Raw genomic sequence first — 22,981 nt, 5'->3', positions numbered from 1 at the left:
CAGAGACAACGGCCAGGGTTCAGGCTGCCAGTTGCGCGTGCATTTCCTGGATGGAAATCACGTCCAGCTGGTCCATGTATTTCATGCCCTCCACAGCCGCTTCTGCGCCTGCGATGGTTGTGAAGGTCGTGACGCGGTTGAGCAAGGCCGAGGTGCGGATGTGGCGCGAGTCGGCGATGGCATTGCGGCGCTCTTCGACCGTGTTGATGACCAGCACAACTTCGTTGTTTTTGATCATGTCCACGATGTGTGGGCGGCCTTCGGTCACTTTGTTCACTGTGGCACAGGCCACACCGGCAGCCTCAATGGCAGCGGCTGTGCCCTTGGTCGCCACCAGCTCAAAGCCTTGGGCCACCAACTGGCGAGCCACTTCGATAGCACGCGCCTTGTCGTTGTTTTTCACCGAAATGAAGACCTTGCCTGAAGGCGTGCCGTCGGCTTTGGTGGGGCGTGGCAGCTTGGTGCCTGCACCCATTTGGCTCTTCACAAAGGCTTCGCCAAAGGTTTTGCCCACGCCCATGACTTCACCTGTGGATTTCATCTCAGGGCCGAGAATGGTGTCCACACCTGGGAACTTCACAAACGGGAACACCGCTTCTTTCACGCTGAAATAAGGCGGGGTGACTTCTTTGGTGATGCCTTGAGATGCCAAGGTTTGGCCAGCCATGCAGCGCGCAGCCACCTTGGCCAACTGAATGCCCGTGGCTTTAGACACGTAAGGCACGGTGCGTGAGGCGCGGGGGTTCACTTCGAGCACATAGATGACGTCTTTGCCATCGATGTTTTGAATCGCGAACTGAACGTTCATCAAACCGACCACGTTCAAAGCACCGGCCATGGCGGCCGATTGGCGCTTGAGCTCGTCCACCGTGGCAGACGACAGCGAGTAAGGCGGCAAGGAGCAAGCCGAATCACCGCTGTGCACGCCCGCTTGTTCGATGTGTTCCATCACGCCACCGATGAAGGTCTTGCCTTCGGGGTCACGCAGGCAGTCCACATCGCATTCGATCGCGTCGTTCAGGAATCGGTCCAACAGCACGGGAGAGTCGTGCGACACCTTGACCGCTTCGCGCATGTAGCGCTCGAGGTCGCGTTGCTCGTGCACGATTTCCATGGCGCGGCCACCCAACACATAGCTGGGGCGCACCACCAAGGGGTAACCCAAGGCTGCGGCCTTTTCCAAGGCTTCTGGCTCGGTGCGTGCTGTGGCGTTCGGGGGTTGGCGCAGACCGAGGTCTTGCAGCAATTTCTGGAAACGCTCGCGGTCTTCGGCCGCGTCGATCATGTCCGGGCTGGTGCCGATGATGGGAACGCCTGCGGCTTCCAAGTCCAGCGCCAATTTCAAAGGCGTTTGACCGCCGTATTGCACGATGACGCCGGTCGGCTTTTCTTTGTCGACGATTTCGAGCACGTCTTCGAGCGTGACCGGTTCGAAATACAAACGGTCCGAGGTGTCGTAGTCGGTCGACACGGTCTCGGGGTTGCAGTTGACCATGATGGTCTCGTAACCATCTTCGCGCATGGCCAAGGCAGCGTGCACGCAGCAATAGTCGAACTCAATGCCCTGACCAATGCGGTTCGGGCCACCACCCAAGACCATGATTTTCTTGTTGGTCGTGGGTTCGGCTTCGCACTCACCGTCGCCCACGCCGAAGGTGTTGCCATTACCTTCGTAGCAGGAATACATGTAGGCGGTATCGGTCGAGAACTCTGCAGCACACGTGTCCACGCGCTTGTACACCGGACGAATGTTCAGGGCATGGCGACGGGCACGCACCACATGCTCGGTGGTTTTGAGCAACTTGGCCAAGCGACGGTCCGAGAAGCCTTTCTTCTTGAGCGCACGCAACTCTTCGGCCGTGACGGCTTCAAGCGTCGTGGTTTCGAGCTCCAACTCGATCTTCACGATCTCTTCGATCTGCACCAAGAACCAAGGGTCGATCTTGGTCAAGGCAAACACCTCGTCCACGCTCAGGCCCATGGCAAAGGCATCGCCCACGTACCAGATGCGCTCAGGACCAGGCTCGCCCAGTTCTTTTTCGAGCACTTCGCGGTCTTGGGTTTTCTCGTTCATGCCGTCCACGCCGACTTCCAGACCGCGCAGGGCTTTCTGGAAGGACTCTTGGAAAGTACGACCCATGGCCATCACCTCGCCCACAGATTTCATCTGGGTGGTCAAACGGCTGTCGGCGGTTGGGAACTTCTCAAACGCAAAACGCGGGATCTTGGTGACCACGTAATCGATCGATGGCTCGAACGAGGCTGGCGTGGCACCGCCCGTGATGTCGTTGCGCAACTCGTCGAGGGTGTAACCCACAGCCAGCTTGGCTGCGACTTTGGCAATCGGGAAACCCGTTGCTTTGGACGCCAAGGCCGACGAACGCGACACGCGGGGATTCATCTCAATGACAACCATGCGGCCGTCTTTGGGGTTGATCGAAAACTGGACGTTGGAACCGCCCGTGTCCACACCGATTTCGCGCAAAACGGCCAAAGAGGCGTTGCGCAAAATCTGGTATTCCTTGTCGGTCAGCGTCTGCGCAGGGGCCACGGTGATCGAGTCACCGGTGTGCACGCCCATGGGGTCCAGGTTTTCGATCGAGCACACGATGATGCAGTTGTCCGCTTTGTCGCGCACCACTTCCATCTCGTACTCTTTCCAACCGAGCAAGGATTCTTCAATCAAAAGCTCGGTGGTGGGCGAGGCTTCCAAGCCACGCTTGCAGATGACTTCGAATTCTTCGGGGTTGTAGGCAATGCCGCCGCCCGTGCCGCCCAGCGTGAAGCTGGGGCGAATGACGGTGGGGAAACCCAAAGTCTTTTGCACGTCCCAAGCTTCTTCCATGCTGTGGGCGATGCCGGAGCGCGCGGAACCCAGACCAATTTTGGTCATGGCGTCTTTGAACTTCAGGCGGTCTTCGGCTTTGTCGATGGCTTCGGGTGTCGCGCCAATCAGCTCGACTTTGTACTTTTCGAGCACGCCGTTGTGCCACAAATCCAAAGCGCAGTTCAGCGCGGTCTGGCCACCCATGGTCGGCAAGATCGCATCGGGACGCTCTTTGGCGATGATCTTCTCGACCGTTTGCCAAGTGATGGGCTCGATGTAGGTGACGTCGGCCGTGGCCGGGTCGGTCATGATCGTCGCAGGGTTGCTGTTGATCAGGATGACTTTGTAGCCCTCTTCACGCAAGGCTTTGCAAGCCTGCACGCCGGAGTAGTCGAACTCGCAGGCCTGACCAATGATGATCGGGCCGGCGCCAATGATGAGGATGCTTTTGAGGTCGGTGCGCTTAGGCATTATTTTGTCTCCATCAGGTTGATGAAGCGGTCAAAGAGGTAAGCAATGTCGTGGGGGCCAGGCGATGCTTCGGGGTGACCCTGGAAGCAAAACGCGGGCTTGTCGGTGCGGGCCAAGCCCTGCAAGGTACCGTCAAACAAAGACACGTGTGTGGCACGCAGGTTGGCGGGCAAGGATTTCTCATCCACTGCAAAACCGTGGTTCTGGCTGGTGATGGACACACGGCCGGAATCCAGGTCTTTCACAGGGTGGTTCGCACCATGATGGCCGAACTTCATCTTGAAAGTTTTTGCGCCACTGGCCAAAGCCATGATTTGGTGGCCCAAGCAAATGCCAAAAGTAGGAATGCCGGTCTCGATCAACTCGGCAGCTGCAGCAATCGCGTAGTCACAAGGCTGCGGGTCGCCAGGGCCATTGGACAAGAAGATGCCGTCCGGCTTGTGCTTGAGCACTTCGGCAGCGGGGGTCTTCGCAGGCACCACGGTCACTTTGCAGCCGCGCTCAGCCAACATGCGCAAGATGTTTTTCTTCACGCCAAAGTCATAGGCCACCACATGGAACTTGGGGGCGGTTTGGGTGCCATAACCAGCACCCAGTTGCCACTCGGACTGGGTCCAGTCGTAAGACTGGGCCACGGTGACTTTTTGCGCCAAATCAAGACCCGCCATGTTGGGGGCGGCCTGGGCTGCAGCAATCGCCTGGTCAATCACCGCTTGGGTGACCGCTTGGCCTTTGGCCAGGCCCACGATGGCACCGTTTTGGGCACCCTTGGTGCGCAAGATGCGGGTCAGTTGACGTGTGTCGATGTTGGCAATGGCCACTGTGCCAGCATCCACAAGGTAGGACGACAAGGTTTGGCTGGAGCGGAAGTTGCTGGCCACCAAAGGCAGGTCTTTGATGATCAGACCAGCGGCATGGACTTTGTCGGATTCGATGTCCTCCACGTTGACGCCGTAATTGCCGATGTGCGGGTACGTCAGGGTGACGATCTGCTGGCAGTAGCTGGGGTCGGTGAGGATTTCTTGGTAGCCGGTGAGCGAGGTGTTGAACACCACTTCGCCGACGGTGGAGCCGGTGGCTCCAATCGAATTGCCGATAAAGACCGTGCCGTCTGCAAGCGCCAAGATGGCGGGCGGGAAGGTTCCCTGAAGAGACAAAAGCACTGGGTTCTCCGGAATAGTTCGGGTACGCCTCAGCACTCACCAGAGATGGCTCTCTTTTTGGCTGCTTGTTCGAGGATTGGGCCTAGGATGGACTGTGGCGTACAGGTTGATGCGGGAAAGCCTCTCATTATAGCTGAGGACCGCTAGTAAACCCTGACAAATCACGCAGTTTGACCCTGCGACCGAACCACAAATGCCTCAGGGACCTGCCGTGGCGCTGGCGTGCAGGCAAATGGCCGCTGCCGTGGCCACATTGAGCGATTCTTCCCCGCCAGGCTGGGCAATGCGAACCTGGTGCCGGGCCTGGGCCATCAGGCTGGCGCTGACGCCCTGCCCTTCGTGACCAAAGACCCATGCACACTTTTGGGGCAAATCACCGGCTTTTAGCAAGGCGTGCAAAAAAGGCCCCTCGTGAGAGCTGGTGGTGAGCAAGGGCACCTGCAAAGCCGCCACATCGGCCTCGCTGAGCGCCTCGACCAAGCGCAGGCCAAAATGCGCCCCCATGCCAGAGCGCAGCACCTTGGGTGACCACAAGGCCGCCGTGCCCTTGATGGCCAGCACCTGGCGGTAACCAAAAGCCGAGGCACAGCGCAAAATGGCCCCCACATTGCCTGCGTCCTGCAAACGGTCCAGCACCACGGTGGCGGCATCTGGCAACACCTCATGAGCTGCTTGCCACGCCACCACAAAGCCCATGCGGGCCGGTGACTCCAAGCCACTCAGGCTGGCAAACAAGGCATCGGGCACCACAAAGGTCTGATCGGTCAGCCCCAGCCATTCGTCGCCCTGCTCGGCTTGAAACGACTCGGTCAGCACCACCTGCAGCGGACGCACACCGCGCTGCAAGGCGGCGCGGCACAGGTGATCGCCTTCCAGCCAGAACTGCCCCGCTTTGCGGTAAGCCGTGCTGTCTTGGGCCAAACGCCGCCAAGCTTTGAGGTGTGGGTTGTCACGCGAACTGATGGGTTTCATCTCACACTCCTGGCCACCGGGGCAAATGTCATGCGGTGGCAGTCGGCCGGGCCATGCGCTTGCAAGGCGTCCAAATGCTGCGCCGTGCCATAACCCTTGTGCTGGTCAAAACCATACAAGGGGTACTGCTGGTGCATCGCGACGCACAAACGGTCGCGGTGCACCTTGGCCAAAATGGAAGCGGCCGAGATGGCAGGCACCAGCGCGTCGCCTTGGACGATGGCCTCGGCACGAATGGACAAGGTGGGCAAGCGGTTGCCATCGACCAGCACCAATTTGGGCGGCAAACGCAAAGCCTCTACGGCTCGCTTCATGGCCAGCAAGGTGGCTTGCAAGATGTTGATTTGGTCAATTTCCTGCACACTGGCCTCGGCAATCGCGAAACACAAGGCACGCGCCCGGATCTCGTCAAACAGGGCTTCGCGGCGCTTGGCTGTGAGTTTTTTCGAGTCATTCAGTCCGTGGATCGGATTGAGATCGTCGAGGATCACGGCCGCTGCCACCACCGGGCCGGCCAAAGGGCCACGCCCGGCCTCGTCCACCCCGGCCACCAGACCATGGGTCTCCCAGTTCAATGTTTTTTGCTCAAGCTGCAAGGACTTTTTGGATCGCATGACTGGCCAGCGTCGGCATGTCCTGACGCAATTGAAGGTGCAGGTCGGCAAAACGCTGCTGGATTTTGGACACTGCCGCTGGATCGTCCAGCCAACGCAAAACAGCTTGGGCCAATGCTTGGGGCTGGACCTGCTCTTGCAGGAACTCGGGCACCAAGGCTTCGTTGCACAAAATATTGGGCAATCCAATCCAGGGTAACAAGCGCTTGCGGTTGGCAATTTGCCAGGACAGCCATTGCATTTTGTAGGCAATGACCATGGGGCGTTTGTGCAAAGCGGTCTCCAGTGTGGCGGTGCCACTGGCCACCAAAGCCACATCACAAGCGGCCTGCACAGCATGCGAACGGCCCATCACCAAGCGGACATGCGCCTGCATGCCGGCATGTGCGATGGCCGCCTCGACCATGGGCTTCAGAGGGCCGTGGGTAGGCAGCACAAACTGCAAATCGGGTCTTTGCGCGCGCATGAGCCGAGCTGCTTCCAGAAAGGGCAATGCCAGACTCTTCACCTCTGAAGGTCTGCTGCCCGGGAGCAAGGCCACGATGGTGGCATCTGCAGTCAAACCCAAGGCTTGACGCGCTTGCACGCGGTCGGGCTCCAGCGCAATCACATCGGCCACCGGGTGACCGACGAAGGTGCCCTCAATCCCATGTTGAGCCAACAACTCCGGCTCGAAAGGGTAAATGCACAAGACATGGTCCACGCTGTCGCGGATTTTTTGCACCCGCTCTGGCCGCCAGGCCCAGATGGAGGGACACACCAACTGAACCGTGGGCACGCCTTTTTGCCGCAACAAGCGCTCCACGGGCAAATTGAAATCGGACGCATCCACGCCCACATACAGGTCTGGAGGCGAAGCCAGTAAATCCTGAATCAGGGCCATGCGAATGCGATTGATGTGGCGATAACGCCAAAGCGCCTCCACCAAACCGCGCACCGACAACTCGTCGCAGGACCAGCGCGACACAAATCCGGTCGCATCCATCTGCGGCCCGCCAATGCCAGAAGCTTGCAAGAGCGGCCAGGTTTTTCGCATGCCTTGCAACAACAAAGCCGCGAGCATGTCGCCCGAACGCTCGGCCGCGACCATGCTCATACGCAGGTCTGACGTGGCGGCGGCCTTTGTGGACAGTGCGTCCGTCATCACGCCTTCAAAGCCTGGCGAATCACGCCGCACACCTCGTCAATGGCTTCGTTGCTCAGCTCGGGATAGATCGGCAAAGACAGGCAGCGCTCAGCCACCGATTCGGTCACCGGGAAGCTGGCGCCAGTAGAGATCGAGGCAAAAACTTTTTGTTGGTGCAAAGGCACAGGGTAGTAAACGGCGCTGGCGATTTGATGCGCGGTCAAGGCTTGCTGGATGGCCGCACGGTCATCGGTCAGCAAGGTGTACTGGTGGTAGACGTGCAGGCCCACACCATCTTCGCAGGGCGTTTGCAAGTTCAGGAGACACAAGCCTGCGTTGTAACGCTGAGCAACGCGACGTCGCTCTTGGTTGTAATGGTCAATCAACGGCAGCTTGGCACGCAGCACCACGGCCTGCAGTTCATCAAGTCGGCTGTTGTAGCCCACGATGTCGTGGTAATAACGCACCTTGCTGCCGTGGTTGCGAAGCATGCGCAGGGTTTCCGCCATGTCGTCCGACTGCGTTGTGATCATGCCGCCGTCGCCAAAGCAGCCCAAATTTTTACTGGGGAAAAAGCTGAAAGCGGCCACATCACCCATCGCGCCAGTCTTGATGCCACCGATGTCGGCACCAAAAGATTGAGCACAGTCTTCCACCAATTGAAGCTGGTGTTCTTTGGCCAAGGCCATCAAAGGTGCCAAATTGGCCGGCTGTCCAAACAAATGCACCGGCAACAAGGCCTTGGTCTTGGCGGTGATGGCGCGCTCGGCCTGCGCCACGTCGATGTTGAAGGTGCAGGGATCGATGTCCACAAATACGGCTTTGGCCCCCACATAAGCGATGGCCTCTGCCGTGGCGATGAATGTGAAAGGCGTGGTGATCACTTCGTCGCCTGGCCCGATGCCCGCAGCCAACAAGGCCAAGTGCAATGCATCGGTGCCGTTGGCACAAGTAATGGCATGGGCCACACCAAGGTACTCGGCCGCCTCTTTTTCAAAGGCTTGAACGTTAGGACCCAAAATGAACTGCGCAGCCGTCAATGCTTTTAAAAATGCAGGTTCCAACTGGGGCTGGAGATCGCGGTATTGCGCGACCAGATCGACCATAGGAATGGGCATGGTGGTCCTTTCAAACTGGCTAAAAACAGAAAATCAAGAAATCAGGCGGGTGGCTTCGGTGATGCGCTGAACGGCTTCCAGTGCACGGCGTCCGGCCTCACCACTCACCTTGGGCGCGCGACCCACTCGAATGCTCTCGACAAAGTCAAGGATTTCGGAAAACAGTGGGTCGGCTTCGCCAAACGACTGCTCGTGTCGTTCAATGGCCTGTTCGGGATCGGCCAAGGGCGTGGTGGCGCCGCGGTAGGTCGTCAACGTGCGGGCCTGAAAGTCCAGCGAATGGCAGGCCTGATGTTGGAAGACACGCATTTTGCGCTCGCTCTTGGCGCTCACGCGGCTGGCGGTCACGTTGGCCACACAGCCATTGGCAAAGCGGATGCGGGCGTTGGCAATGTCGATGTCGGATGTCAGCACCCGCGCTCCGGAACACTCCACACTTTCCAGCTCACTGTCGACCAGCGACAAAATCAAATCCACATCATGGATCATCAAATCCAACAGCACACTCACGTCGGTGGCGCGAGGTTTGAATGGGGCCAGGCGGGAGCTGTCAATGAACCGCGGGTTAGACAACAAGGGCTCCAGCGCCAAAGCGGCCGGATTGAAGCGCTCCAAATGGCCCACCGCCAAGACGCATTGGTTTTGTTTCGCAAAACGGATCAAGTCATCGGCCTGCGCCAAGGTGGTGGTCATGGGCTTTTCGACCAAAACATGCACGCCGGCCCGAAGGAATTCAGCGCACACGTCGTAATGACCCTGTGTGGGCACCACGATGGAGACCGCGTCGACCTGACCGATCAATGCACGGTAATCCGTCAGCGCCGCACAACCCAAAGGCCCGGCGACAGCCTCTGCCTGCTCCTGCCGACTGTCTACGACCGCAACGAGCTGACACTCGGGAATCTTGGCGTACTTTTGAGCATGAAATTTGCCCAGATAACCAACGCCAATGACGGCGCAACGCAACAGGGCCACAGGGCCCTCCTTTCATGCTCGGGCCAGGAAAGACCAGGCCCTTGGGTTGTTCAATCGACCGAGCGGCGACGCGAACGCACAATGCCCACTTTGGGCGAAACGCCCGACAAAAAGTCCAGCATCATGTCCACATCGGCCTGAACCTCGGGTTTGTCCTTGGCGATTTGCAAAATGCGTTCTTTGGACGCTTCCAGTGTGAGGTTTTCTCGGTACAAGGCTTTGTGCATGGCCCGTACGGCAGCGATTCGGGTTGGCGAGTAACCGCGCCGGCGCAAACCTTCGGCGTTCACGGTGCGGGCAGAAGCCGGCTGGCCTTGGCACGTGACATAAGGCGGCAGGTCAGCAAACAGCAAAGTGCACATGGCCGTGAAGCTGTGCGCGCCCAGACGCAAGAACTGGCGCACCACCGTGAAGCCGCCCAAGATGACCCAATCGCCCACCACCACATGACCCGCCAATTGCGAGTTGTTGGCAAAAATCGTGTGGCTGCCAATTTGGCAATCGTGCGCCAAATGGACATAAGCCATGAACAGGTTGTCATCACCCACTTGGGTCACACCTCCACCATTGACGGTGCCAGCATTGAAGGTACAAAACTCCCGGATGGTGTTGCCGTTGCCGATCACAAGACGCGTCGGCTCGCCCGCGTATTTTTTATCCTGCGGCGCAGCGCCCAAGGAGGTGTAGCTGTGGATGTGGTTGTTAAGTCCGATGGTGGTGTGGCCTTCGATCGTGCAATGCGAGCCCACCGTGGAGCCCGCGCCGATCAACACGTTCGGGCCAATGATGGTGTAGGGACCAACGGTCACGGAGGCGTCCAACTGAGCAGCCGGATCGACCAAAGCGGTGGAATGGATAGTCGCCATATGTCCTCAGGCAATTTTGCGCATGGTGCACATCAATTCAGCCTCGCAGGCCAACTCGTCACCCACCTTGGCCTGGGCCTTGAACTTGAAAATTCCAGCCTTCATGCGGTCCAGCTGCACATCCAGGGTCAACTGGTCGCCCGGCTCCACCGGGCGCTTGAAACGCGCACCATCTATGCCCGCAAAGTAATAAACCGTGTTGTCATCGGGTGCGGCGTCCAAGGTGTCAAAAGACAACAAAGCGGCCGCTTGGGCCAGCGCCTCCAGCATCAGCACGCCCGGCATGACCGGACGGTGCGGGAAGTGGCCCGTGAAAAATGGTTCATTGATCGTGACGTTCTTCAAAGCCTTGATGCGCACGCCTTTTTCGAGCTCCAGCACACGGTCCACCAGCAAAAAGGGGTAGCGGTGCGGCAGCTGCTTGAGAATTTTGTGAATGTCCATCATGGTCAAATTTCCTTGTTATTTTGAATGTCTGCCTCGAGGGCTTTGATGCGATCGCGTAAGCGAGACAATTGTTTGAGGCTGGCGGCGTTTTTTTCCCAATTGACATTGCTGTCCAGCGGAAACATCCCGGTGTAATGGCCGGGTTGCGAAATGGAACGCGTGACCACCGAGGCCGCAGAGATGTGCACATGGTCTGCCAGGCTCAAATGCCCCAGTACCACGGCGCCACCGCCTACGGTGCAATGGGCACCAATCTTGGCACTGCCAGCCACGCCAACACAACCGGCCATGGCCGTGTGCCGCCCCACATGCACGTTGTGTCCGATCTGAATCAGATTGTCGAGTTTGACGCCATCTTCAATGACCGTATCCTCCAAGGCCCCACGGTCAATACAAGTGTTCGCGCCAATTTCCACATCGTCGCCAATGCGGACAGCCCCAAGTTGCTCTATCTTTTCCCACTGCCCCTGATGCGGTGCGAATCCAAATCCATCAGCCCCAATCACCACGCCCGAATGCACCAAGCAACGCGCACCGATTTTGCAATCTTCACCCAACGTAACGCGGGATTTCAACCATGTGCCGGGGCCGACTTCGGCACCGCGCTCGACCACACACAAAGGACCAATCATGGCATCCTCTGCGATTCGGGCTTCGGGGTCGATCACCGCACTCGGATGAATCCTGGGGCCAGAAGGCTGGCGCAAAGTACGCTTCCACAAACGGGTCAAGCGGGCAAAGTACAAATAGGGATCATCGGTGATGATGGCCGCTGCCCGCTGGGCCACCTCGGCTTCGAACGCCGGGCCCACGATCACGCAGCCAGCCAAGCTGGTCGCCAATTGACTTTGGTAGCGGGCTTGGCTGAGGAAGCTGATCTGGTGGGGCTGAGCGGTCTGCAAAGGTGCCAATCCCGACACCAACATGTCAGAGGGGCCTAGCAGACGCCCTCCTAGGGACTCAACGATAGCGCCCAGCGTCAGCGACACGGTTTCAAACAGGCTGGACGCCTGTTATTTACCCACCGAGGCATTCAGCGCCTTGATGACTTTTTCTGTGATGTCGTGCTTGGGATTGAAGTAGGCAGCATCCTGCAAGATCAAATCGTACTTCTCGGACTCGGCCACTTGCTTGACCGCACGTCCAGCTCTCTCGAACAGCATCTGGTTTTCTTCGTTTTTGCGGGCACCCAGATCCTCCTGGAACTCACGCTGACGCCGCTTCAAGTCGCGGTCTTGCTCGATCAACTGCTTTTGCTTGGCCACCCGCTGCGGCTCAGACAAGGTGGGGGCATCTCGCTCGAACTTTTCAGCCGCTACTTTGAAGGTATTGATGGCGTCGTTGAGGTCTTTTTCGCGCTTCAAAAACTCCGACTCCAGTTTGGCCTGCGCCGCTTTGGCCACATTCGAATCCCGCAAAATGCGGTCCGTGTTGACAATGCCGATTTTGAAATCCTGAGCCTGCACCAAGCCTGTGAAAGCTGATGCACCAGCCAGCAGTGCGACGAGAAGGTTCTTGCGAATCGTTTTCATTAGAAAGAGGTTCCGATCTGGAATTGGAGTTTCTGGATTTTATCGCCCGTCTCTTGGCGAATGGGCGTCGCATAGGAGAAGCGCAAGGGGCCCATGGGAGAGATCCAGCTCAGGCCGATACCAGCTGAAGCACGCAGATCGCCGAATGAGATTTTTTCGTTCTCGCCAAAGGCACGTCCGATGTCTGTGAAGCCAAACAAACGCAAGGTTCGGTCATTGCCAGCGCCGGGAAAGGGCACCATGAATTCTGCGTTCAAGACAATTTTCTTGGATCCACCGAGGTAAATAGGCGTTGTGTCTTCGCTTTTGGGACCCAAAGTAGATTGCTCAAAACCGCGAACGCTACCCTGTCCACCCACATAAAAATTCTTAAACAGAGGATATGGATCATCATTCAAGCTTTTACCCCACCCCAAATCGGCATTAATCGCCAAAGTATATTTTTTACTGAGCGGAAAATATTGCTGGTATTGGTAATTGCTACGGAAATAACGTACGTCCCCAGCAACACTTAGATCGGCATTCAAACGTTGATAAGTGCCCTTGGAGGGCACTAAGGCACTGTCTCGACCATCCCTTGCCCAACCTAAAGTCAATGGCAAAGCGGTACTTGTAGAACCGAACTTCGTTACGTAGCCCTTGTAGGGAATAGGTAAAGGTACGCTTGTTCCTTCTTTAATTTGCGTCTGTTCTGCGTTAGCCCCTACAAAAACTGTATCCGTCTCTGTAACAGGCACACCAAAACGCAGACCAACACCTGAGTTGATCAAACTGTAGGAATTGATGTCGCCGAGGTAAGGACGTGTGGTGCGCTGAAAGACATCGATCGTGCGGGAAATACCGTTTTGCGTGAAATAGGGGTCGGTGGTACTCAACACCAGATTGCGGTTGTATTTGCTGGTGTTGACTTCAACCGCCAAATAGTTACCTGAGCCGAAGGCGTTTTCCTGTCGGATGCCAAAACTCAAGGTCACTTTTTCAGCCGAAGAAAAACCAGCGCCCAAGGAAATGCTGCCCGTTGGCTTTTCGGCCACGGTGAACATCAAATCGACCTGATCTGGCGTACCGGGGATTTCAATGGTTTCCACGTTGACTTCGGTGAAAAAGCCCAAGCGGTCTACGCGATCACGCGAAAGTCGGATTTTGTCGCCGTCGTACCAAGCCGCCTCAAATTGACGGAACTCGCGGCGAATCACTTCATCGCGGGTACGGTTGTTGCCCGAGACCAAAATGCGCCTGACGTAGGCGCGCCGCGAGGGTTCTGCCTGCAGCACAAACTGCACACGGTTGTTCTGTCGGTCAATTTCAGGCTTGGCTTCGACCTTGGCAAAGGCAAACCCGAACTTGCCGAAGTAATCGGTGAAGGCCTTGGTGGTCTCAGCGACGGTTTCAGCGTTGTAGGTCTTGCCCACACCAATCTTGACCAAAGCCTTGAATTCATCGTCTTTGTCCAGGTAATTGCCTTCGAGCTTCACGCCCGAGACTACAAAGCGCTCACCCTCGGTCACGTTGATCGTGATGGCCATTTCCTGCTTGTCAGGCGACATGGCCACCTGGGTGGAGTCGATCCGGAACTCCAAGAAGCCACGAGCCAAATAATAGGAGCGTAAAGCTTCGAGATCGGCATTGAGCTTGGTGCGGGCATAACGGTCAGACTTGGTGTACCAGCTCATCCAGCCGCCTGTGTCCAGATTGAACTGGTCACGCAGGTCAGATTCGGTGAAAGCCTTGTTGCCCACAATCTGGATCTGCTTGATTTTTGCCGGCCCACCTTCGGTGATGGTGAAGCTCAGATTCACGCGGTTGCGATCCACGGGCGTCGCGGTGCTGACCACTTCGGCACCATACAAACTGCGGTTGATGTACTGGCGTTTGAGTTCTTGCTCAGCCTTATCGGCCAAGGCCTTGTCGTAAGGACGACCCTCGGCCAGACCCACTTCCCGCAGGGCTTTGAGCAGAACCTCCTTGTCAAACTCCTTGAGGCCAATGAACTCAACAGCGGCCACCGAAGGCCGCTCTTCCACCACAACAACGAGCACATCGCCTTCGGTTTCCAGTCGGACGTCCTTGAACAAGCCCAAGGCGAACAAGGCACGAATGGCGGCTGCACCTTTTTCGTCCGAGTATTGATCGCCCACGCGCAACGGCAAAGATGCAAACACGGTACCGGATTCGATCCGCTGCAAACCTTCCACGCGGATGTCACGCACGGTGAAGGGGTCAACAGCCCAAGCGGGCATGCAGGCCATCAAAGTGGCAGCGACCGTCAACGCGGCAGGTTGAAGTCGGGAACGAATGTCAAAAAAATTCATGAAACAACCACATAAAGGTCAACGGCCCGAGGTGCACTGGCCACCCGACCACCAACCGATTTGAAAAAAACGAGTCCTGAGCGCCGCTTGATCGGCAGTCAACACGCGATTTTTGCCTGAAAGCGGGGGCTCGGTGGTCATTACCGCAAAGTCAAGATAATACACCCCGCAAGAGCAACATCGTCGCAATTGAGCAGCGGATTCAGTGCCTTATCCCAGTCGGTCAATCACTTGCCGGGCGGCCTCACGGCTTCTTCGGTCAATGCCCAGCAAGTCGGTCAGATTTTCCGGCCGAACGGTCTGGACAGCCTCCAGTGTCGCTTCGTTGACCTGATGAATTTGGTCAAAGCGGATCTGACGGTTCAAAAATGCGTCCACAGCGATTTCGTTGGCCGCATTCAGCACAGCGCAACTGCCAGGTGCGCCCTTGAGAGTCGACCAAGCCAGTTTCAGACCCGGGAACCGTTCAGGATGGCCATGCGCGTCCATGGACTCAAATGTCATGGCCGCCAAGTCACGGAAATCCAGCGCCGAAGCCCCTGACTCCATGCGCTCGGGCCAACTCAAGCCGTAGGCAATCGGCACACGCATGTCGGGCGTACCCAGCTGAGCCACCACAGAGTTGTCCTTGAACTGCACCATGGAGTGGATCACGCTTTGGGGGTGAATCACCACCTCCAACTGCTCAGGTGCCAATCCAAACAAATACCTGGCCTCGATGACTTCGAGGGCCTTGTTCATCATGGTGGCGGAATCCACCGAAATTTTGCGTCCCATCACCCAGTTGGGGTGTGCACAAGCCTGCTCAGGTGTCACATCTTTGAGACTGCCAGGTTCGCGCCCTCGAAATGGCCCACCGGAAGCGGTCAGGATGATTTTTTGGACACGCCGCTGCCAAGTGGCGGGGTCCTCGGGCAGTGACTGGAAAATCGCCGAATGCTCGCTGTCAATCGGCAACAACACGGCCCCTCCCTCGCGCACGGCCGACAAAAAGACCTCGCCGCCCACCACCAAAGCCTCTTTGTTGGCCAAAAGCAGTTTCTTGCCAGCGCGCGCGGCCGCCAAACAAGGAGACAAACCCGCAGCACCGACGATCGCGGCCATGACCGCATCCACCGGTTGGGCAGAGGCCACCTCATCCAGTGCAGCGGCGCCCCAACGCACCTCGGTGCGCAAACCCTCGGCTTTGAGTTTGTCCGCCAACAAACGTGCCGCATCCTCACGGACCATGACCGCCACTTCGGGTTTGAACTGCGCGCATTGGGCCAGCATCAGATCCACTTGGGTCGATGCGGTCAAGGCGTAAACCGCAAACTGCTTCGGGTGACGCGCCAAAACATCCAAAGTGCTCTTGCCGATGGAGCCTGTAGAACCCAGGATGGTGATTCGCTGGATGGTTTGCATGTGATCCACTCTCATTTCAAATCCAATCAATCAGCATCATGGCCAAAGGCAGTGTTGGCAGCAAGGCGTCTACACGGTCCAGGACGCCGCCATGGCCAGGCAACAGGCCTGAGCTGTCTTTCATACCCGCACTTCGCTTGACCAAGGACTCCACCAAATCCCCCACAACACTCATGGCTGACATGAACAACAAAGCGGGCAAAGTTATCCACCAACCTTGGGCCCACAACAAGGAATAAAAGCTCAGATCCTGCAGGGCCCAGCGCCGGTCCAGGTCGACCCAAACCGCGGCCACACACATAACCCCCAACATGCCGCCCAACGCCCCCTCCCAGCTCTTGCCGGGACTGATGCTGGCGGCTAGCTTCATTTTGATCCAACGGCCGCCGAAGGCCTTACCGAAAAAATAAGCAAAAACATCGGCCGCCCACACCAAGACCAAAACGGACAACAGGAAGTTCACGCCCCTTTGATGCGCTTGCGCCATCGCCAGCCAAGCCAGGGTCAACAGCGCGACCCCGCCCAACCAGCGCACAGATCGTGGCCAAAGCGCCCAGCCGGGCACACCGCGCTGAATCATCCAACTGCCCAGCAAGACCCAAAGGCCTCCCGCCACCCCCCAAACCCATGGTGGCGTGTGCTGAACCCACCCCATTTGCACGGCCGCAGCACAAGCCAACAAGCAAAGCAAAGCACCTGACCAAGCCCCCACAGCAGGCATGCCATTGAGACGCCCCCACTCCCATGCACCTGCGGCAATCAGGACCAAGGTCAGCGCCATAAAAGGCCAGAGATGGGTCGCAAACAAGGCGGGCAGCAGCAAAGCCAGCAGAACCAAGGCAGTGATGACGCGTTGTTTGAGCAAGGGTTCTCCAGAAAAAAATGGCCGCAAATAAAAAGGGCCGCCAATTGGGCGGCCCATCAGGCCGTGATGGGCCACGGCGCCAGTTTCAAACTCAGACCGCCATGATCTCTTGTTCTTTGGCAGTCACCAACTGGTCGATTTCCGTCATGCGCTTGTCGGTCAGTTTTTGGATGTCGGCTTCAGCACGCTTTTGGTCGTCCTCAGAAGCTTCTTTGTCTTTGACCAATTTTTTCACCGATTCATTGGCATCACGGCGCAAATTGCGGATGGCAATCTTGGCGTTCTCGCCCTCCGTGCGGGCCAACTTGGTCATTTCCTTGCGGCGCTCTTCACTCATGGCGGGCATCGGGACACGGATCAACTCACCCAAGGAAGCAGGGTTCAGGCCCAACTCGCTCTCGCGAATGGCTTTTTCAATCTTAGCGGCCATGCTTTTTTCCCATGGCTGAACACTGATCGTGCGCGAGTCCATCAAAGACACGTTGGCCACTTGGGACAAGGGCACCAGAGAGCCGTAGTAATCGACGTGAATGGTGTCGAGCAAAGCCGGGTTGGCACGCCCCGTGCGGATGCGTGTCAGGTTGTTTTTGAAAGCCGCAATGGATTGCTCCATCTTGGTTTCACTGGTTTTCTTGATGTCTGGAATGGTCATGGGGTTCTCCTCGTCAGAACGGTCTCAAGCATGCACCAAAGTGCCTTCGTCTTCACCCAAAACCACACGCTTCAATGCGCCGTTCTTGATGATTGAAAACACCTTGATGGGCAATTTCTGGTCGCGGCACAAGGCAAAAGCCGTGGCGTCCATGATGCCCAAGTTGCGTGAAATGGCTTCATCGAAGCTGATTTCACTGTAACGGGTGGCATGGGGGTCTTTTTTAGGGTCAGCCGAATAAACGCCATCCACCTTGGTGGCTTTGAGCACCATTTCAGCCCCGATCTCGGCGCCGCGCAAGGCTGCAGCGGTGTCGGTGGTGAAAAACGGATTGCCCGTGCCAGCAGCAAACACCACGACTTTGCCCTCTTCAAGGTATTGCAAAGCTTTGGGGCGAACATAAGGCTCCACCACTTGGTCGATGCCAATGGCCGACATCACACGGGCCGTCAAACCCGCTTTGTCTAAGGCATCCGCCAAGGCCAGGGAGTTCATGACCGTGGCCAACATGCCCATGTAATCGGCCGTGGCACGGTCCATGCCGACCGAGCCACCCGCCACACCCCTGAAGATGTTGCCGCCGCCAATGACCACAGCCACCTGCACGCCCAGCCGATTGATTTCAGCAATCTCTTCGGCCATGCGCACGATGGTGGCGCGGTTGATGCCAAAGGCATCGTCCCCCATCAAGGCCTCGCCCGACAGCTTGAGCAAAATACGCTTAAAGGCTGGCTTGGGAGAGGACATGATGGACTCCTTGGTGGTCAATATGAAGGGGGGAATGGCAACTCAACAGGACAATGGACTCAGGCTGCGCCTTGAGCGGCAGCCACTTGGGCAGCCACTTCAGCGGCGAAGTCGTCCACCTTCTTCTCAATGCCTTCGCCGACCACGTACAAGGTGAATGCCTTGACGGTGGTGCCAGCGGCCTTGAGCATTTGCTCAACCGTTTGCTTATCGTTCTTGACGAACGACTGGTTGAACAAAGAGACTTCTTTCAGGTACTTCTGGACCGAGCCTTCGACCATTTTGGTGGCGATGTCGGCAGGCTTACCAGACTCGGCCGCCTTGGCAGCAGCGACGGAGCGCTCTTTTTCGATCAGCTCAGCAGGCACTTCGGAGCTGGTCAAGGACACAGGTTTCATGGCAGCCACGTGCATGGCAACGTCTTTGGCAGCGGTCTCGTCACCTTCGAACTCAACCAACACGCCAATGCGGGTGCCGTGCAAGTAATTCGCGATCTTGGCGCCGCCAGCGGCGCGCTTGAAACGGCGGAAGCTCATGTTCTCGCCGATCTTACCGATCAGGCCCTTGCGAACTTCTTCCAGGGTCGGGCCGAACCCGTCTTGGCTGTAAGGCAACTCGCCCAATGCAGCGATGTCGGCAGGGTTGTGCTCAGCCACCAACTTGGCAGCAGCATTGGCCAAAGCCAGGAAGCTGTCGTTCTTGGTCACGAAGTCGGTCTCGCAGTTGACTTCGATCATGGCGCCTGTGGTGCCGTTCACGAAACTGGTCACCACGCCTTCAGCGGTCACACGCGAGGCGGCCTTGCCAGCCTTGGTGCCCAGCTTGACGCGCAGCAACTCTTCCGCTTTGGCCATGTCGCCTTCGGCTTCGGTCAATGCTTTTTTGCACTCCATCATGGGGGCGTCGGTTTTTGCGCGCAGTTCAGCGACCATGCTTGCGGTAATTGCAGCCATTTGATTTCTCCGTATTCAGTCTAAAAGTCAGATTAAAAAAAAGGGGCCACAAAGCCCCTTTCATCGAGTGTTGGGAACTCAGGCAGAAGCGTTGGCTTCTTCGACGAATTCGTCGGCGCCTTCGGTCACGGCCTTGACCACGTCGTTGACCGCATTGGCACGGCCTTCGATGATGGCGTCAGCGATGCCACGGGCGTACAAAGCCACGGCCTTGGCCGAGTCGTCGTTGCCGGGGATGATGTAGTCGATGCCTTCTGGTGAGTGGTTGGAGTCCACCACACCGATCAATGGGATACCCAATTTCTTGGCTTCCGAGATGGCGATCTTGTGGTAACCGACGTCGATCACGAAAATCGCATCAGGCAAAGCAGCCATGTCCTGGATACCACCGATGTCTTTTTCGAGCTTCTCCATCTCGCGCTTGAACATCAGCTGTTCTTTTTTGCTCAAGCTGTCGAGGCCGACTTCTTGCTGAGCCTTCATGTCCTTCAGACGCTTGATCGAGGTCTTGACGGTTTTGAAGTTGGTCAACATGCCGCCCAACCAGCGCTGGTCAACGAAAGGCACGCCAGCGCGCTGGGCTTCGGCAGCCACCATCTCGCGGGCTTGACGCTTGGTGCCGACCATCAAGATGGTGCCGCGGTTGGCAGACAGTTGCTTGGCGAACTTGATCGCATCCTGGAACATCGGCAGCGATTTTTCCAGGTTGATGATGTGAATTTTGTTGCGGTGACCGAAGATGAAAGGGGCCATCTTGGGGTTCCAGAAGCGGGTTTGGTGACCGAAGTGGACACCGGCTTCCAGCATTTCGCGCATGGTAACGGACATAAAAATACTCCAAAGGTTGGGTCTAAAACCTGTCCACTGATCACATGTAGTCAAAAATACATGTGACACCTTGACGGGACAGATTCGCGGATGAACTTCACTGGGCTTGGGCCTGGTCTTTAAGCACTGCTTGACGCAAGTCGAACATGACACTCAAAAGACAGTACCCGTGCACTGCAAAGCCTTAGGATTATAGCATCTTGACCCACCCGAAAGTACCCTTCCCCATGAAAGCTGACCTGATCGCCACCCGTCAAGCCATCCGGGCTGGATCCACCACCGCCCAGGCAGCCGCCCAAGCGTGCCTGGCCGTGGCGCAAAGCCCGGCCTGCGCGCACGCCTTCATGCAACTCACGCCCGAGTCGCTGCAATACACAGCCAGCCAGCCTCAGGTGGGCCAAAGCCCGCTCGCTGGCCTCGCGGTGTCCATCAAAGACCTGTTTGATGTCCAAGGTCAGATCACCCAAGCGGGCTCGGTGGTTCTGCAAAATCAGCCCCCCGCTCGGGTGGACTGCCTGGCGGTAGCGCGTTTACGGGCCGCAGGCGCGGGCCTGATCGGGCGTACCAACATGGTCGAATTCGCTTTTTCGGGCGTGGGCACCAACCCCCACCACGGCACACCCGCCGCCTGGGACGGGCTGTACGACCTCGCCGTTGGAGCCCCCGGGCAGCCCTATGCGCCCGGCGGCTCCAGCTCAGGCGCGGCCGTGTCGGTGGCCACCGGCGCCGCTTTCATCGGCCTGGGCTCGGACACGGGGGGCTCCATTCGGGTGCCCGCCGCCTTGAATGGCATCGTAGGATTCAAAAACACCGCCCGCTTGGTGCCCACTCAAGGCGCCCTGCCCTTGTCCACCACGCTTGACACCGTGTGCGCCATGACGCGCACCGTGCGCGACGCGATTTTGGCCCACGAGATTCTTTCAGCCAGACAAGTTCCCCAAGGGCAACGTCCCTTGTCCGGCTACCGCTTGGCGGTGGTCAAGAGCCTGATGCAGGATGGCATGGACGCGACCGTGTCGCGGGCTTTTGAGCGCAGCCTGAAGACGCTGCGCGCTGCGGGTGCGCGCATCGATGAGATCACTCTGACCGAGTTGACCGAATTGAACCCGATGATGAGCATCGGCGGCTTCAGCCCGGCCGAGGGCTTTGCCTGGCACCGTGCGCTGATCGAGCGCGAAGGTGAACGCTACGACCCCCGCGTCCTGCAGCGACTGATGCGCGGATCGAGCATGAAAGCCCACGAGTACATCGATTTGGTGCAGGCGCGTCAGGGTTGGATTCGCCGCATGGAGGCTGCATTGGTGGGCTACGACGCCGTGCTCTCGCCCACCACCCCTATTACCGGTCCCCAAATCAGCGACGTGGCACCGGGCGCTGAGCGCGATGCCGAGTTTTTCCGGGTCAATAGCCTGCTGCTGCGCAACACCAGCGCCGTGAACACACTGGACGGCTGTGGCATCTCGCTGCCCTGCCATGCGCCCGGGGAGCTGCCCGTGGGCTTGATGGCTTGGCACGCGGCCATGCACGACAACAGCATTTTGCAACTGGCCTTGCTGCTCGAGCCCTTGCTGCAACAGCACTGACCCCATGCACAGCCTGAGCCGCTCACACGTCTGGCCCATCTTGGAGCCTGCACAGGTGCGGCAGCTGGAACCGCTGCTTCAGGCCGTCAGCACGACGCCCTTGATGCAAAGCGCGGGTCTGGCCTGCGCCCGGCTGGCTTTGGCCGTGGCACCGCATGCCCGGCGCATCTGGGTCGCCGCAGGACCCGGCAACAACGGAGGTGACGGCCTGGAGGCTGCTTTGTACCTGCACCAATGGGGCAAAGAAGTGGTCGTCAGCCTGGTCGCGTCATCCGAACCTGGCCCGGCAGATGCGCAAGTGGCCTTGCAACGGGCGCAGCTGGCGGGCGTGCGCATTCAATCCAGTGCGCCCACCGAATGGCTGCAGCAGATGGACTCTCAGGATCTGTGCATCGACGCCCTGTTGGGCATCGGTGCCGCACGCCCCTTGAGCGCTGATTTGCTGGCCTGCGTGCAGGCCATGAACAACCGCTTGGCACCGGTGCTGGCCATCGACGTACCCACCGGACTCAACCCGCAATCGGGCCAGTGGCTGAGTGGCGACAGCATCAACAGCAGCAACGTGGCTGTGCAGGCCGACCACACCCTGAGTCTCATCGCGGTACAAGCGGGTCTGCTCATGGGGCATGGGCGCGATGCCAGTGGCCAGATCTGGTTAGACAACTTGGGCTATCTCCCCAGCCAGCAAAGCGTCCAGCCACTGGCCTGGCTCAATGCGCCTTACTTTTCCGCCCCCAAAAACCACGCCAGCCACAAAGGCAGCCATGGCGATGTGGCGGTGATCGGTGGCGAAGGCATGGCCACGCACGGCATGGGCATGACTGGCGCTGCCCTTTTGGCGGCCACAGCCGCATTGCATGCTGGTGCGGGTCGCGTCATTTTGAGCCTGCTGTCTGGCCAAGCCAGTGACAACGCGCCACCCGATGTGATGCAACGCGAATTCAAGCGGCTGGACCTTGAACAACTGCATGTGGTCTGCGGCTGCGGTGGTGGCACCAGCGTGCAAGCAGTCTTGCTGGAGGTGCTGCAGCGCAGTGGTCATCTGGTGCTGGACGCCGACGGGCTGAACGCCGTGGCGCAAGACACCCGCCTGCAAAATGCACTGCGCCTGCGGGCCACCCTGCAAACGGCTTCGCAGCCGACTGTCCTCACGCCGCACCCCCTGGAAGCGGCCAGACTGCTGGGCTGCAACACGGCTCAGGTGCAAAATGACCGCTTGAAAGCAGCGCAAGAACTGGCCGAGCGCTTCCAATGTTGCGTGGTCCTCAAAGGCTCGGGGACCGTGATCGCCGCACCCGGACACACGCCGCGCATCAACATCACGGGCAATGGCCGACTGGCCATTGGTGGCACGGGTGATGTACTGGCCGGGCTGGTGGGCGCGCGCATGGCGCAAGGCCCAAACACCTTGGAAGCCGCATTCGAGGCAGCCTGCGCAGCCGTGGCGCAACACGGCCAAGTGGCCGATAACTGGCCACCAGGCGAGGCACTCACCGCCACCCGACTGGCGCAGCGACTGCTGTGAA

General features: G+C 58.3%; 20 protein-coding genes. 2 read left to right on the top strand and 18 right to left on the bottom strand.

The window, feature by feature from the left end:
* Window positions 1-19 precede the first annotated feature (19 nt).
* The 18 genes from carB to rpsB form a co-directional block, all read right to left on the bottom strand.
* Window positions 20-3,298, bottom strand: a complete 3,279-nt coding sequence (gene carB / locus ACZ5SR_RS07855; protein WP_464450991.1) for a carbamoyl-phosphate synthase large subunit — start codon at window positions 3,296-3,298, stop codon at window positions 20-22.
* Window positions 3,298-4,461 carry a glutamine-hydrolyzing carbamoyl-phosphate synthase small subunit gene (gene carA, locus ACZ5SR_RS07850; protein ID WP_464450990.1) on the bottom strand — a complete coding sequence of 388 codons (1,164 nt, stop codon included), beginning with the start codon at window positions 4,459-4,461 and terminating at the stop codon, window positions 3,298-3,300. The genes carB and carA overlap by 1 nt, the downstream gene beginning before the upstream one ends.
* Window positions 4,462-4,659: 198 nt before the next feature.
* Window positions 4,660-5,433 carry a TrmH family RNA methyltransferase gene (locus ACZ5SR_RS07845; RefSeq protein WP_464450989.1) on the bottom strand — a complete coding sequence of 258 codons (774 nt, stop codon included), beginning with the start codon at window positions 5,431-5,433 and terminating at the stop codon, window positions 4,660-4,662.
* Window positions 5,430-6,047, bottom strand: coding sequence for a ribonuclease HII (gene rnhB, locus ACZ5SR_RS07840; RefSeq protein WP_464450988.1), 618 nt, complete (start codon window positions 6,045-6,047; stop codon window positions 5,430-5,432). The genes ACZ5SR_RS07845 and rnhB overlap by 4 nt, the downstream gene beginning before the upstream one ends.
* Window positions 6,019-7,191, bottom strand: coding sequence for a lipid-A-disaccharide synthase (lpxB, locus tag ACZ5SR_RS07835; RefSeq protein WP_464450987.1), 1,173 nt, complete (start codon window positions 7,189-7,191; stop codon window positions 6,019-6,021). Before lpxB ends, rnhB begins: the two co-directional genes overlap by 29 nt.
* Window positions 7,191-8,291 (bottom strand): DegT/DnrJ/EryC1/StrS family aminotransferase, encoded by a 1,101-nt coding sequence (locus tag ACZ5SR_RS07830; RefSeq protein ID WP_464450986.1) that lies wholly within the window; start codon window positions 8,289-8,291, stop codon window positions 7,191-7,193. Before ACZ5SR_RS07830 ends, lpxB begins: the two co-directional genes overlap by 1 nt.
* A gap of 33 nt (window positions 8,292-8,324) precedes the next feature.
* Window positions 8,325-9,266 (bottom strand): Gfo/Idh/MocA family oxidoreductase, encoded by a 942-nt coding sequence (locus ACZ5SR_RS07825; RefSeq protein WP_464450985.1) that lies wholly within the window; start codon window positions 9,264-9,266, stop codon window positions 8,325-8,327.
* 50 nt (window positions 9,267-9,316) lie between these two features.
* Window positions 9,317-10,132, bottom strand: coding sequence for an acyl-ACP--UDP-N-acetylglucosamine O-acyltransferase (gene lpxA, locus ACZ5SR_RS07820; protein WP_464450984.1), 816 nt, complete (start codon window positions 10,130-10,132; stop codon window positions 9,317-9,319).
* A gap of 6 nt (window positions 10,133-10,138) precedes the next feature.
* Complete coding sequence (fabZ, locus tag ACZ5SR_RS07815; RefSeq protein ID WP_090046181.1) at window positions 10,139-10,579, bottom strand: 3-hydroxyacyl-ACP dehydratase FabZ; 441 nt, start codon at window positions 10,577-10,579, stop codon at window positions 10,139-10,141.
* 2 nt (window positions 10,580-10,581) lie between these two features.
* A complete protein-coding gene (gene lpxD, locus ACZ5SR_RS07810) occupies window positions 10,582-11,568 on the bottom strand; it encodes a UDP-3-O-(3-hydroxymyristoyl)glucosamine N-acyltransferase (protein WP_464450983.1) in 987 nt (328 codons plus the stop codon).
* Window positions 11,569-11,592: 24 nt separating this feature from the next.
* Window positions 11,593-12,111, bottom strand: coding sequence for an OmpH/Skp family outer membrane protein (locus ACZ5SR_RS07805; protein WP_464450982.1), 519 nt, complete (start codon window positions 12,109-12,111; stop codon window positions 11,593-11,595).
* Window positions 12,111-14,423 (bottom strand): outer membrane protein assembly factor BamA, encoded by a 2,313-nt coding sequence (bamA, locus tag ACZ5SR_RS07800; RefSeq protein ID WP_464450981.1) that lies wholly within the window; start codon window positions 14,421-14,423, stop codon window positions 12,111-12,113. Before bamA ends, ACZ5SR_RS07805 begins: the two co-directional genes overlap by 1 nt.
* 210 nt (window positions 14,424-14,633) lie before the next feature.
* Complete coding sequence (gene ispC / locus ACZ5SR_RS07795; protein WP_464450980.1) at window positions 14,634-15,827, bottom strand: 1-deoxy-D-xylulose-5-phosphate reductoisomerase; 1,194 nt, start codon at window positions 15,825-15,827, stop codon at window positions 14,634-14,636.
* A 16-nt stretch (window positions 15,828-15,843) separates the two neighbouring features.
* On the bottom strand, window positions 15,844-16,692 hold the full coding sequence (locus ACZ5SR_RS07790; protein WP_464450979.1) for a phosphatidate cytidylyltransferase: 849 nt from the start codon (window positions 16,690-16,692) through the stop codon (window positions 15,844-15,846).
* A gap of 91 nt (window positions 16,693-16,783) precedes the next feature.
* Window positions 16,784-17,344, bottom strand: coding sequence for a ribosome recycling factor (gene frr / locus ACZ5SR_RS07785; protein ID WP_100171479.1), 561 nt, complete (start codon window positions 17,342-17,344; stop codon window positions 16,784-16,786).
* 24 nt (window positions 17,345-17,368) lie between these two features.
* Window positions 17,369-18,091, bottom strand: a complete 723-nt coding sequence (pyrH, locus tag ACZ5SR_RS07780; protein ID WP_464450978.1) for a UMP kinase — start codon at window positions 18,089-18,091, stop codon at window positions 17,369-17,371.
* 59 nt (window positions 18,092-18,150) lie between these two features.
* Complete coding sequence (gene tsf / locus ACZ5SR_RS07775) at window positions 18,151-19,044, bottom strand: translation elongation factor Ts (protein WP_464450977.1); 894 nt, start codon at window positions 19,042-19,044, stop codon at window positions 18,151-18,153.
* A 78-nt stretch (window positions 19,045-19,122) separates the two neighbouring features.
* The gene (gene rpsB, locus ACZ5SR_RS07770) at window positions 19,123-19,872 is read right to left on the bottom strand and encodes a 30S ribosomal protein S2 (protein WP_108287173.1); all 750 of its coding nucleotides are present in this window, start codon (window positions 19,870-19,872) and stop codon (window positions 19,123-19,125) included.
* Window positions 19,873-20,099: 227 nt separating this feature from the next.
* Here rpsB and ACZ5SR_RS07765 point away from each other — a divergent pair, with 227 nt between their 5' ends.
* Both ACZ5SR_RS07765 and ACZ5SR_RS07760 read left to right on the top strand, forming a co-directional pair.
* On the top strand, window positions 20,100-21,455 hold the full coding sequence (locus ACZ5SR_RS07765; RefSeq protein ID WP_464450976.1) for an amidase: 1,356 nt from the start codon (window positions 20,100-20,102) through the stop codon (window positions 21,453-21,455).
* Window positions 21,456-21,459: 4 nt separating this feature from the next.
* Complete coding sequence (locus tag ACZ5SR_RS07760; protein ID WP_464450975.1) at window positions 21,460-22,980, top strand: NAD(P)H-hydrate dehydratase; 1,521 nt, start codon at window positions 21,460-21,462, stop codon at window positions 22,978-22,980.
* Window position 22,981: the final 1 nt, after the last annotated feature.

The sequence above is a fragment of the Limnohabitans sp. TEGF002 genome (assembly GCF_055395845.1).
Note: the sequence above shows the minus strand (reverse complement) of the source record. Positions and strands in the feature narration are given on the sequence as shown.

Coding starts and splice junctions, on each gene's coding strand:
- carB (WP_464450991.1), bottom strand. CDS start 3,298: ATGCCTAAGCGCACCGACCTCAAAAGCATCCTCATCATTGGCGCCGGC.
- ACZ5SR_RS07845 (WP_464450989.1), bottom strand. CDS start 5,433: ATGAAACCCATCAGTTCGCGTGACAACCCACACCTCAAAGCTTGGCGG.
- rnhB (WP_464450988.1), bottom strand. CDS start 6,047: ATGCGATCCAAAAAGTCCTTGCAGCTTGAGCAAAAAACATTGAACTGG.
- lpxB (WP_464450987.1), bottom strand. CDS start 7,191: ATGACGGACGCACTGTCCACAAAGGCCGCCGCCACGTCAGACCTGCGT.
- ACZ5SR_RS07830 (WP_464450986.1), bottom strand. CDS start 8,291: ATGCCCATTCCTATGGTCGATCTGGTCGCGCAATACCGCGATCTCCAG.
- lpxA (WP_464450984.1), bottom strand. CDS start 10,132: ATGGCGACTATCCATTCCACCGCTTTGGTCGATCCGGCTGCTCAGTTG.
- fabZ (WP_090046181.1), bottom strand. CDS start 10,579: ATGATGGACATTCACAAAATTCTCAAGCAGCTGCCGCACCGCTACCCC.
- ACZ5SR_RS07805 (WP_464450982.1), bottom strand. CDS start 12,111: ATGAAAACGATTCGCAAGAACCTTCTCGTCGCACTGCTGGCTGGTGCA.
- bamA (WP_464450981.1), bottom strand. CDS start 14,423: ATGAATTTTTTTGACATTCGTTCCCGACTTCAACCTGCCGCGTTGACG.
- ispC (WP_464450980.1), bottom strand. CDS start 15,827: ATGCAAACCATCCAGCGAATCACCATCCTGGGTTCTACAGGCTCCATC.
- frr (WP_100171479.1), bottom strand. CDS start 17,344: ATGACCATTCCAGACATCAAGAAAACCAGTGAAACCAAGATGGAGCAA.
- pyrH (WP_464450978.1), bottom strand. CDS start 18,091: ATGTCCTCTCCCAAGCCAGCCTTTAAGCGTATTTTGCTCAAGCTGTCG.
- tsf (WP_464450977.1), bottom strand. CDS start 19,044: ATGGCTGCAATTACCGCAAGCATGGTCGCTGAACTGCGCGCAAAAACC.
- rpsB (WP_108287173.1), bottom strand. CDS start 19,872: ATGTCCGTTACCATGCGCGAAATGCTGGAAGCCGGTGTCCACTTCGGT.
- ACZ5SR_RS07765 (WP_464450976.1), top strand. CDS start 20,100: ATGAAAGCTGACCTGATCGCCACCCGTCAAGCCATCCGGGCTGGATCC.
- ACZ5SR_RS07760 (WP_464450975.1), top strand. CDS start 21,460: ATGCACAGCCTGAGCCGCTCACACGTCTGGCCCATCTTGGAGCCTGCA.